At 57.3% G+C, this 11,563-nt stretch carries 7 protein-coding genes; 5 read left to right on the top strand and 2 right to left on the bottom strand.

The genetic code is table 11. The features are described from left to right. Positions 1 to 305: 305 nt before the first annotated feature. Positions 306 to 2,174, top strand: a complete 1,869-nt coding sequence (locus BLO97_RS17960) for an ATP-binding protein (protein ID WP_092150844.1) — start codon at positions 306 to 308, stop codon at positions 2,172 to 2,174. A 137-nt stretch (positions 2,175 to 2,311) separates the two neighbouring features. Beyond that, positions 2,312 to 3,178: a carboxylate/amino acid/amine transporter gene (locus tag BLO97_RS17965; RefSeq protein ID WP_092150847.1), complete on the top strand. Its 867-nt coding sequence runs from the start codon at positions 2,312 to 2,314 to the stop codon at positions 3,176 to 3,178. 107 nt (positions 3,179 to 3,285) lie between these two features. On the opposite strand, the gene BLO97_RS17970 is transcribed toward BLO97_RS17965, so the two are convergent. After that, positions 3,286 to 4,584, bottom strand: coding sequence for a mechanosensitive ion channel family protein (locus BLO97_RS17970; protein WP_092347131.1), 1,299 nt, complete (start codon positions 4,582 to 4,584; stop codon positions 3,286 to 3,288). Between the two features lie 193 nt (positions 4,585 to 4,777). Between BLO97_RS17970 and BLO97_RS17975 the strand changes: the two genes are divergently transcribed. Next, positions 4,778 to 6,124: a DEAD/DEAH box helicase gene (locus BLO97_RS17975; protein ID WP_063322464.1), complete on the top strand. Its 1,347-nt coding sequence runs from the start codon at positions 4,778 to 4,780 to the stop codon at positions 6,122 to 6,124. A 244-nt stretch (positions 6,125 to 6,368) separates the two neighbouring features. Here the strand turns inward: BLO97_RS17975 and BLO97_RS17980 are convergent, their stop codons facing one another. Further along, on the bottom strand, positions 6,369 to 6,644 hold the full coding sequence (locus BLO97_RS17980; RefSeq protein WP_092150995.1) for a hypothetical protein: 276 nt from the start codon (positions 6,642 to 6,644) through the stop codon (positions 6,369 to 6,371). Between the two features lie 366 nt (positions 6,645 to 7,010). On the opposite strand from BLO97_RS17980, the gene BLO97_RS17985 reads away from it, so the two are divergent. Together BLO97_RS17985 and BLO97_RS17990 are read left to right on the top strand one after the other, a co-directional pair. Further along, on the top strand, positions 7,011 to 9,515 hold the full coding sequence (locus BLO97_RS17985; RefSeq protein ID WP_092347134.1) for a glycoside hydrolase: 2,505 nt from the start codon (positions 7,011 to 7,013) through the stop codon (positions 9,513 to 9,515). A 325-nt stretch (positions 9,516 to 9,840) separates the two neighbouring features. Further along, positions 9,841 to 11,547: a ShlB/FhaC/HecB family hemolysin secretion/activation protein gene (locus tag BLO97_RS17990; RefSeq protein ID WP_092347137.1), complete on the top strand. Its 1,707-nt coding sequence runs from the start codon at positions 9,841 to 9,843 to the stop codon at positions 11,545 to 11,547. Positions 11,548 to 11,563 lie beyond the last annotated feature (16 nt).

An 11,563-nucleotide genomic window follows, 5' to 3' on the forward strand; every position in this document is an offset into this window, starting at 1 on the left:
CGTTAATCCTCGGATAATCGCCAGGTGGTCTAGTGGCCTGGCGCTTCCCTTCAAATCGTTTTGCGCATCGAACCTCCCTTTGCACTTATTGCTCCTGAGTGCATCAGCCCGATTGAACGCTTTAGCGAGATCGGGCTTTTTTTTTGGGGGGGGGAAATAGAAATAACCACTACCTGACATGAACGGCCCCTCAAGCTTTTGAGGGCTGGGAGATAGGCAGGCGGCAAACTCACTCGGATTGGGCAAGTCTGTCGACGTCTGGCTGTGGTAATTTATGCGCCGATTTACAGTAGGGAGGCTGTGATATGTTAAAAATCAAACGGCAAACATGGGCCTTATTTCTAGCCTATCTCATAGGGGCAGGTGGCTATATCTACTACCTCTATGTCGAGACGCAAAGCGTCCTTACTGACAACATTAATAATAAATTGCTGCATGCCGCGCTGGGGGCTTCGGCGATCCTCGGCGACCGTTACCATGACAATCTGGTCGATAAGCAATCCAAATCGCAAGCGCAGGACTGGGATACCATTCAGCGCCTCTCCGGCTTCAACGAGTCCATGGGCACTGCGTTTGTCTATAGCGTGATCAAGCGAGGTGCAAAGGCCTACCTGATCAGTTCCAGCGCATCGAAAGAAGAAATTCAAGAGAAGAATTTCGTGCGTTTTTTCGATCCTTATCCCGATGCCAGCCAGGCTTTACTCGATAGTTTTGAGCGTACCGAGCCAACCTGGATCGACTACTCGGATCATTGGGGTGATTTTCGCGCGGTCTTTGTCCCCTTAAAATCACAAGACGGTACGGTGTATGTTGTCGGGGCGGAAGTTACCTTGGCGGACTACTACCAACAACTTAATCATGACTCGCTGTACCACATCATCCTGGCCATCCTGGTATTTCTCGCTTTCCTCCTTTTACGCATGCGCGCTCATCTTCAGCAACTGCGAGTCAATGAGCAGGTATTGAATCAGGCTAAAAATGCCGCCGAAGACGCTGATCGTTCAAAAACCAGCTTTCTGGCAACCATGAGTCATGAAATTCGCACCCCGATGTACGGTGTCATTGGCGCGACCGAACTATTGGCCCGGTCCGCCCTGGATCCCGAGCAACGCCGTCTTCTCACAACGATTCATTCCAGTGGACGGACCCTGCTGTCTCTTATCGATAACATTCTCGATCTCGCCAAAATCGAAGCGGGCAAACTTGAATTGAAACCTCGTGTTTTCGAAGTGAGAGCACTGGTTTCATCCTGTATGGAACTCATCCGGCAAAATATCCAGGACAAACCCATCGTGCTGGAGGCGCAGTTTTCCCCAGACGTACCGCCTTTGGTCAAGACCGATATGGATTGCCTTCGCCAGATATTGATCAACTTGCTGGGCAATGCGGTCAAATTTACCGAAGCCGGAAAAATATCGCTCCTGGTCACCACCAGCGGTTACGGCTCTCAAGCGTGGCTCGACTTCTCCATACGCGATACCGGCATCGGTATCCCCACGGAACGGCAAGACAATCTGTTCAAACCCTTTGTCCAGTTTAAAGAGGCGGCTAGCCAACGCTTCACTGGGAGCGGGTTGGGTCTTTCTATCTGCAAGAATCTGCTCGAGGCGCAGCAGGGGACTTTAACGTTCACCAGTCAGCCAGGTTTAGGCTCGACATTCTCCTTCTCTCTGCCCCTGGCGCTTTTTTCAGTCTCGGAAATACCCATCAAGGATGATCATGCGGCGGTTGGCTTCGACTCGTCTTTTGCCGAGGATTATCCGCTCGATATCCTTCTGGTGGAGAACCATCCGGTGAGTCAGAAAGTGGCCATGGCGATGCTACAAGAGTTGGGTTATACACCCGACCTTGCGTCAGATGGCCTGGAAGCGGTCAATCGTTGCATGGCTTCGACGCCAGAGATCATTCTGATGGATATCAACATGCCCGTGATGGATGGGATGGAGGCTGTGCGTAGAATTCGCGAGTTACCCCAGGGCGATACTTGCTACATCGTTGCTTTCACCGCGAGTGTTTTTTCCAGCGAGATAGAGCGTTTCAGGGCCGGGGGTGCCGATGACGTCCTGACCAAACCGGCAAACTTCCAGGCGCTGACCCGAGTGCTTCAGCGTGCCGCCAGCCATCGGCACCAGCGTCAGGCCACTCCTTGGGTCGTGGATGAACTTTCAAGTTAGTGGAGTATCTGTGGAAGCTTGCTCGCGATGGTGGAGGGTCAGAAATACAGATGCTGACTGACACGCCGCCATCGTGAGCAAGCTCGCTCCCACCGTTCAAAAGCGCTATCTTCGCCGCCATTCGAAACGAGGGCGGTATGGGCTATCTACTTTTTGTGACATTGATCCAGGCGTTTTCCTTCAGCCTGATCGGCGAGTACCTGGCTGGGCATGTGGACAGTTATTTCGCGGTGCTGGTGCGGGTGTTGCTGGCCGGGCTGGTGTTCATTCCGCTGACGCGCTGGCGCCAGGTGGAGCCGGCGTTCATGCGCGGCATGTTGTTGATCGGTGCCTTGCAGTTTGGCGTGACCTACGTCTGCCTGTATCTGAGCTTCCGAGTGCTGACGGTGCCCGAGGTGCTGCTTTTCACCATCCTGACGCCCCTGCACGTGACCTTGATCGAAGACGCGCTGAACCGTCGCTTCAACCCCTGGGCGCTGATCGCGGCGCTGGTGGCCGTGGCGGGGGCGGCGGTGATTCGCTACGACCGGATCAACCCGGACTTCTTCATGGGCTTCTTGCTGCTGCAACTGGCCAACTTCACCTATGCAGCCGGGCAGGTGCTGTACAAGCATCTGGTGGCCCGCCACCCGAGCGACCTGCCGCATTACCGGCGTTTCGGTTATTTCTATGTTGGGGCGCTGATGGTGGCGTTGCCGGCTTTCCTGCTGTTCGGCAAGGCCAACTTCTGGCCTGAAGCGCCGCTGCAATGGGGCGTGTTGGTGTTCCTCGGCCTGGTCTCCACCGCGCTGGGGCTGTACTGGTGGAACAAAGGCGCGTGCCTGGTCAATGGCGGGACGCTGGCGGTGATGAACAACCTGCATGTGCCGGTGGGGCTGCTGGTGAACCTGCTCATCTGGAACCAGCACGAGGCGTTGGGGCGGTTGCTGTTGGGGGGATCGGTGATATTGGCGGCGGTGTGGATCAGTCGGTTGGGGATCCGCCAACCGCTACCTGCACGCTGAAAACCCCTGTGGGAGCTTGCTCGCGATGGCGGAGTGTCAGTCAGCATCTATGTTTCTGATACACCGCTATCGCGAGCAAGCTCGCTCCCACAGGGGATCTGGTGGTTTCAGATCACCTGCTTCTGCGGCTCCGGCAGGTGGCTTGCCCCCAGCACCGCCGGCAACAACCCCGAACGCAAATCCGTGCCGCTGGGCTGCTGATACAGGTTCAACCCAAACTCCGGCATCACCGCCAGCAGGTAATCGAAAATATCCCCCTGGATACGCTCGTAGTCGGTCCACGCGGTGGTGCGGGTGAAGCAGTAGATTTCCAGCGGGATGCCTTGGGCGGTGGTCTGCAACTGCCGGACCATGCAGGTCATGTTCGGCTGGATCTCCGCGTGGCTTTTCAAATACGCCAGTGCATAAGCGCGGAAGGTGCCCAGGTTGGTCATCCGCCGACGGTTGGCCGACATCGCCGCGACGTTGCCCTGGGCCTCGTTCCAGGCCTTGAGTTCGGCCTGCTTGCGGCCGATGTAGTCGGTCAGCAGGCGCACCTGGGTCAGGCGTTGTTCTTCCTCGTCATGCAGGAAACGCACGCCGCTGGCGTCGATGAACAGGCTGCGCTTGATCCGCCGCCCGCCGGATTGCTGCATGCCACGCCAGTTCTTGAACGACTCGGACATCAGTCGCCAGGTCGGGATCGAGACGATGGTCTTGTCGAAATTCTGCACCTTGACCGTGGGCAGCGTGATGTCCACCACATCACCGTCGGCGCCGACCTGGGGCATCTCGATCCAGTCGCCGACCCGCAACATGTCGTTGCTGGTCAGCTGCACGCTGGCGACGAACGACAGCAGGGTGTCCTTGTAGACCAGCAGGATCACCGCCGACATCGCTCCCAGGCCCGACAGCAGTAACAGCGGCGAACGGTCGATCAGGGTGGCGACGATGATGATCGCGCCGAATACATACAGCACCATCTTCGTCAGTTGCACATAGCCTTTGATCGAGCGGGTACGGGCGTGCTCGGTGCGCGCATAGACGTCCAGCAGGGCGCTGAGCAAGGCACTGAGAGCCAGCACCAGGAACAAAATGGTGAAAGCCAGGGCGACATTGCCGAGGAAAACCAGGCTGGTCTTGCTCAGTTCCGGCACCAGGTGCAGGCCGAACTGGATGATCAGCGACGGCGTCATCTGCGCCAGGCGATGGAAGACCTTGTTCTGGCGCAGGTCGTTGACCCAGTTCAAGGCCGGTTGGCGCCCCAGCAACTTGGCGGCGTGCAGGATCAGGTAGCGCGCCACACGGCCAAGCACCAGGGCGATGACCAGCAGCAACATCAGGGCGAGGCTGGAATGCAGGAGCGGGTGCTGGTCAAGGGCACCCCAGAGGTCTTGGAGGTTGACCCAGAGTTGTTTGATGTCCATGGACGAAACGGTTCTTCTATAAAGACGCGACGGGACGATTAGAGCATTTAAGCCCGGTCAAGTGACCGTTGATGCAATAACGGCTGATAAAAATGCACTGATTTGCCGCCGTTTGTATAAAGAAACTCGGCCTTCGCGCTCGAAACCGTTACCCTATGCAGCTGTTTTTTTGCATTTCTTCGAGGTAGCACCCGTGTTTTCCCAATTCGCCCTGCACGAACGCCTGCTCAAAGCCGTGGCCGAGCTTAAATTTGTCGAGCCAACGCCGGTGCAGGCAGCGGCTATTCCGCTCGCGCTCCAGGGGCGTGACCTGCGGGTGACGGCGCAAACCGGCAGCGGCAAGACCGCCGCGTTCGTGCTGCCGATCCTCAACCGCCTGATCGGCCCGGCCAAGGTGCGCGTCAGCATCAAGACCCTGATCCTGCTGCCGACCCGCGAACTGGCCCAGCAGACCTTGAAGGAAGTGGAACGCTTCTCGCAATTCACCTTCATCAAGTCCGGCCTGATCACCGGCGGCGAAGACTTCAAGGTCCAGGCCGCCATGCTGCGCAAGGTGCCGGACATCCTGATCGGCACGCCGGGGCGGATGATCGAGCAGTTGAACGCCGGCAACCTTGACCTCAAGGAAGTCGAAGTACTGGTGCTGGACGAAGCCGACCGCATGCTCGACATGGGTTTTGCCGAAGACGTGCAGCGCCTGGTGGACGAATGCGTCAATCGCCAGCAGACCATGCTGTTCTCTGCCACCACTGGCGGCTCGGGCCTGCGCGAGATGATCGCCAAGGTGCTGAACAACCCTGAGCACTTGCAGCTCAACGCGGTCAGCCAACTGAACTCCACCACCCGCCAGCAGATCATCACCGCTGATCACAACCAGCACAAAGAGCAGATCGTGAACTGGTTGCTGGCCAACGAAACCTACGAAAAAGCCATCGTATTCACTAACACCCGGGCCATGGCCGACCGCATCTACGGCCGCCTGGTGGCTCAGGAATACAAGGCGTTCGTACTGCACGGCGAGAAAGACCAGAAGGACCGCAAGCTGGCCATCGACCGCCTCAAGCAGGGCGGCGTGAAAATCCTCGTCGCCACCGACGTCGCCGCCCGCGGCCTGGACGTGGAAGGCCTGGACATGGTCATCAACTTCGACATGCCCCGCAGCGGCGACGAATACGTGCACCGCATCGGTCGTACCGGCCGCGCCGGCAACGACGGCCTGGCGATCTCGTTGATCTGCCATGGCGACTGGAACCTGATGTCGAGCATCGAGCGCTACCTCAAGCAGAGCTTCGAGCGCCGCACCATCAAGGAAGTCAAAGGCACCTACGGCGGACCGAAGAAGGTCAAGGCCTCGGGCAAGGCCGTTGGCGTGAAGAAGAAAAAGGTCGACGCCAAGGGCGACAAGAAGAAAACCGGCGCCAAGGCCCCGACCAAGCGCAAGACCGCCAACCGCCCGAAGGCCGACGCCCCGTCGCTGGTCAGCAAGGACGGCATGGCCCCGCTCAAGCGCCGCAAGCCAGAAGCGCCTGCGGCTGAGTGAAGCGGCGGTAGTGCCTCATGAAAAACCGGACCCAAGGTCCGGTTTTTCATGGGTGAAACTCGACCTTAAGTTCGATGCAGAACCTGTGGCGAGGGAGCTTGCTCCCGCTGGGCTGCGCAGCAGCCCCAAAGTTGCGTGTTCACCCATTATTGCGCGGTGAGACTTGTTTTTGGGGGGCGCTTCGCACCCCAGCGGGAGCAAGCTCCCTCGCCACAAAAGCGAAGCGGTGCTCAGACTAGGGCAATCACCCGGCCTTCTTCTCCGCATCCTTCAACTCTTGCAGACGCTTATCGATCAACTGGCACTTGTCCGGCACATCCTTGCTGGCCGTCTCCAGGTCCATGGCCTGCAACTCGTCGTTGATTTCCTTGGCCTTGGCCGGGTTCTGTTCGGTGAGCTTGGTCACTTCATTTGCCAATTGTTCGCGCTTGGCGGTCGCTTGCTCTGGCGTGCAAGTGGCCCAGGCGGGCAGGGCGCAGGTGAGGGTGGCTGCGAGGGTGAGTTTCAAGAGGGTTTTCATGGCTGGGCCTCATATTCCTTGTTGGGCAGGTAATGGGTTGAGGCCGGTATTGGGTGGAAAGTTCATTAGCCGCCATGCTGGCTGCCGCTTGGCAGGGTGCCTTTTTTCAGAATTTCCCTAGCCGATATTAAACCGTCGTCTACCATGGAGAAAGGCGACTGGTAGCCCTATGCCTGCAACGCCGGGTCGCTGCTTCACACAGGATGTAAGTGCTTTATTAGCTAGGAGGCTAACAATATGTCTGTCGCAATGCAGTCAATGACTTCCAGAACATCCAGTTCAGCTCGCATTGAACAATAGAACAACTACGCCTGTCAGGACGTATCCACGGCCTGTGGTAGCCGTTAATTCAAAGGAATGAAACCTATGAGTCTTAGAGCGATATTCAGTCGGCTGATGTTGTGTCTGTGGGGTTTGTTTGCGCTCTCATCGGCCTATGCGGAAAGTCTGATCATCGCCACACCGCAACAAGGTGTGGGAATAAAAGTCGATGTCTTTGACAAGCCCGACGCCTCAAACGGTATTCCTTCCTCGACGAGCCTGGTGGGATTCGGCCTCCCAGCGGGATTTATACCCGCGGTGCAGTCGTTCAAGGGAAAAATTTATATGTTCTGGTCCAATAATTATGATTCAGAGCATATCTATTCTTCCTATTCGACAGATGGGAAAAACTGGTCCCCTGCTAAAACTATCCCAGTGAATGGCTACCGATGGGGTGGGGATATTTCAGTGACTGTATTTAAGCAGAAGCTAGTGCTGACCTTTGCCGATCCTCAGCAACGCTTGAGGACCACCAGCTCTACAGACGGCGTCAGTTGGACCGATATTCAAACTATCAATACCAGCCCTATGGCCGGCGTTAACAGCCCCGTTGTGTATAACGGTCAATTATTCATTTTTTATCACAAAGGTGACGGTAATGCTAAAACTGTTTATTACGTCACTTCGAATGATGGTCTTCTGTTTGGCCGGGAAACTCCAGCGTTCCAGGAAAGCACTGACACGCCTCTGACCAAAGTGGTGCCTATCGTCTATAGCGGTAAGATTTGGGTCTATTACACGGTGGAAAATCGCCTCATGTACGCACGCACTTACAACCGTCGCGGCCAGTGGGGAGAGAGGCAAGAGCTGAAAGGTATAAACAGTAAACTTTTCCTGAACAGTGCGGCGATGATCAACGATCGTGTGTTTGTCAGCAACAATACAAAAACTTTTTACTCCAGCGATGGGGTTAACTGGAATCCGTATTTCGCTGCGAGTGGGCTTGATAACTTTCCCTCGGTTTTGGGCGTTTCCTATGGCATTACCGCAAGCGATCTAACCGTGCGCAACCCGCAACTGCCCTCGGACCTGGCCACAGGCCTCAGCCATAGCGACTATGCAACGTTCGCCTGGCGCAGCTTTTTCGCACTGAACAATACAGCTGCCGCACCATTGCCCGCTAACCGCGGCGTCGGCAATCCCGCCAGCAGTTTTGCTGATTCGGGCAAGGTGCCAAAGTCTCCCAGCCCCTTGTTATGGCAAACCTTCGCGCACCGTACTGAGTTGTTTCCCGCGGGACCACAAAAAAACACCGCAGGTGGTCCGACGCGCCCGTTTGGTTCTGACCCGCAATACAGCTATATACAATTTCCCCAGGGTATTCGTTTGGCGCCTGGCGCCACCTTTAATCATTACAACAATCTGGATGAGGCGACCCAAATAGGACAAAACGCTATTTTCTTCCCGGTCAATCCGCCAAATGTGGCGAAGACAGGGAGAGATTATGCCCCTTCAAACGACAGCCAGATCCTGTTCGAGGCCAAGGCGAACCCCGTCGTTTACGAGTATGCGAAAGGCCTGACCAGGTTCCCGGATACGAATGTAGTGCTGCCCGACGGCGCGGTGGAGGTCAAGGCGACATGGCGCAAGCTGGCAGACATCCCGGTTCAAAATCGCGCGCGTTACCACACGGCGACGGTGGTGACCTATAAGGGCCTTGACAGTGACCCGGTGGCGCAGAACGAAGACTACGCACTGGTCGCCTTACATATAATCCATAAGACGTCCAACTACCCGACCTTCATTTTCGCCACGTTCGAGCACGAAGATGCCCTGACGCTGCCCGACGGTAAATCACCGACCGGGCTCTACTACATTGCCAACTACAACAAGATTGATTACCCCGGTTTCGATATAAACAACCCCCCGACCGCCACTTTCTCTGACGGCAACAAGACCTATACGGTTTCCCTGCCAAAAGCGGGCGCAGTCGCAAACGCGAGCCTTGATCCGCCGGTCTACTCCGGCAGTAACGGGATCCCTGAAGGGCAGGCCGGCCCGATCCGGGTCGTGCAACCGCTCACCATGGATGTCGAAGTCGCGGCGGTGAACAACCAGGTCAAGCAGTTGATGGACGGCAGCGGCGAATTCAACAATTCGGTCTGGAAGCATTATCGGCTCAAAGGCGTTCAAGCCATCCCGTCGAGCACTCAAACCGATCCGGATTACTACCTGGCCAATATCATGGTCGAAAGCAGCCAGCCGGGGATTCAGCTGTTTCGTGGGAGCAACGTATTCCCCATCCCGAAGAACAACACCCTGATCAATGCGCGCAACCAGCTGAACATCAAGGTACCGGATTACGACCACAGCACCCAAGGCCTGACCATGGGCGGTTGCATGGGATGTCACGGCATCGCCCAGAGCTCGCTCAAACAAGGTTTCAGCTTCCTGTTCGATGCGATCAATCCCACGCTCAGCAAAGGTGTCACCGGTTTTGCGGGCCCAGAGACCGTAGGCTTACCTGATCCGCGCACCATGAAGGCACGGGCCCTGAAATATTCTTTCGGTCCTCAGAATACGGCAGCCGTTGAGGAGGCAAGTAAGTAGTCGTCAAACCAATGCTCAGCAGGATATCCCTGCTTTCCGAGGCGAATTCCTAGCTCTTTCATAAAGAACCGGACGTTGAGTCCGGTTTTTTATGAAGCCCCCCGTCGACACAAAATTACCCACGGCGAACGCTGCTTGTCCGTTTTGTAGGAGGTTTCCAGAGTAGCCTTGGGACCTTTCGTACCCCCGTACCGGAGCCATCCGATTTCAGATGAATGGTTCCAGCAATAGCCTTAAAGCCCAATCCATTTAGTTGACGTCAAAATGATGGCTCATTAATATCGCGCCACTATTTTGATGTCATTTTCCGCTCGAGGGATCGAACATGTCCTCACCCGCCTTTTGGGCGAGGTTGTGCGTGGCTGTGCTGTGCCTTTCTCCGCTGACCCTGGCTCGCGCCGCCCCCACTCCAGGCGAGACGGACCTGATCCGCGAGCGACAGAACCGTTTGCTCGAAGAGCAGCGTCGTCGCCTGGAGGAACTCAAGGACCTGCCCGGCCAGGAGGCGAAGCCGGCCCAGCCGACCGCACCTGTCGATACCCGTTGCTTCCCGATCAAGACCATCGAACTCAAGGGGGCCGACAGCCTGTCCGCCAGTGAGCGCGAACGACTGCTCAAGCCCTACACCGGCCAATGCCTGGGTGTGCGGCAGCTTAACGAACTGCTCAAAGTCATCACCGACCACTACATCGAAAAGGGGCTGGTCACCAGTCGTGCCTATCTGCCGCAGCAGGATTTGTCCGGTGGGCATCTGAGCGTGCTGGTGGTGGAAGGGCGACTTGAAGGCCTGAAGGGGACCGAGGACAGCAAGCTGTCGGACCGTGAATTGGGAATGGCTTTTCCCGGCAAGGCCGGTGACCTGGTCAACCTGCGGGAGATCGAGCAGATGGTGGATCAGCTCAATCGCCTGCCGTCGAACCAGGCCAAAATGGAGCTGACCCCCGGTCAGGAAGTCGGTGGCAGTGAAGTGCGGGTCACCAACGAGCCGAAAAAGCCCTGGCGCGCCGGCCTGTCGCGCAGCAACGACGGCCAGCGCAGCACCGGTGAGCAGCAGTGGGGCAGCAGTTTCGAGTGGGACAGCCCGCTGGGCCTGGCCGACCAGTTGATGTTGCGCGGCGGTCATGACGCGATGACCGACCACCAGCACACCTCCAACAACGCCATGCTTTATTACAACCTGCCTTGGGGCTGGTGGAACGTCAGCTACACCTACAGCCAGAGCGAATACCGCTCGCAAATTCCGGCCAACGGTTTCAACTTCAAGCAGACCGGCGACAGCCAGAACCATCAGTTGCGGGTCGAGCGGGTGATCCATCGCGATGCGCTGAGCAAGACTTCCCTCAACACCGGCCTTTCGTACCTGCGCACCAACAACTTCATCGAAGACAGCAAGCTTCGCGAGAGCAGCAATCGCATCAGCGAGGCGCAGTTCGGGATCAACCACGGACGGCGAGTCGGCAGTGCTTTCGTCAACCTTGACTTGGGCCTGCAACAAGGTATCGGTGCTCTCGATGCCCAGGGCGATCACGACCCGGGCCCTGGCGTACCGGATGCGCGCTATCGCAAATACACCGCCACCGCCAGCTACCTGCAACCTTTCAAACTGTGGGACGAGTCCTTCAGCTTCAGCAGCCTGATGACCGGCCAGCGCAGCGAAGACGTGCTGTTCAGCCCCCAGCGCATGAGCCTGGGCGGGCAATCATCGATCCGTGGTTACAAGGACCAATCACTGTCCGGCGACAGCGGCGGCTACTGGCGCAACGATCTGCGCTGGAGTCGCCCGGTAGCGGTGGAGTGGCTGCGCCCGGTGTTCGCCGAATACGGCACCAGCCTCGGTTATGACCAGGGCGTGATTCGCGGCGACCGCTACAACGGCGGCCAGCACGGGCGCATGTCGAGCAACTCGCTGGAGCTGTTCGCCCGCGGTGAGCACCTGAGCGCCAGCGTCACCTTCGCCCATTCCCTGGAACGCCCGGATGCCCTGAGCGAGCGCGAAGCGCCGATCTACTTCCGCGTGGACGTACTCCTCTAAATTTTGCTGCAACGAG

Origin of the sequence: Pseudomonas sp. NFACC05-1 (assembly GCF_900100135.1) — a bacterium.
Classification (GTDB): Bacteria; Pseudomonadota; Gammaproteobacteria; order Pseudomonadales; family Pseudomonadaceae; genus Aquipseudomonas; species Aquipseudomonas fluorescens_Q.

Bases quoted from the DNA above. Each gene is read 5' to 3' on its own strand.
- BLO97_RS17960 (WP_092150844.1), top strand. From the start codon at position 306: ATGTTAAAAATCAAACGGCAAACATGGGCCTTATTTCTAGCCTATCTC.
- BLO97_RS17965 (WP_092150847.1), top strand. From the start codon at position 2,312: ATGGGCTATCTACTTTTTGTGACATTGATCCAGGCGTTTTCCTTCAGC.
- BLO97_RS17970 (WP_092347131.1), bottom strand. From the start codon at position 4,584: ATGGACATCAAACAACTCTGGGTCAACCTCCAAGACCTCTGGGGTGCC.
- BLO97_RS17980 (WP_092150995.1), bottom strand. From the start codon at position 6,644: ATGAAAACCCTCTTGAAACTCACCCTCGCAGCCACCCTCACCTGCGCC.
- BLO97_RS17985 (WP_092347134.1), top strand. From the start codon at position 7,011: ATGAGTCTTAGAGCGATATTCAGTCGGCTGATGTTGTGTCTGTGGGGT.
- BLO97_RS17990 (WP_092347137.1), top strand. From the start codon at position 9,841: ATGTCCTCACCCGCCTTTTGGGCGAGGTTGTGCGTGGCTGTGCTGTGC.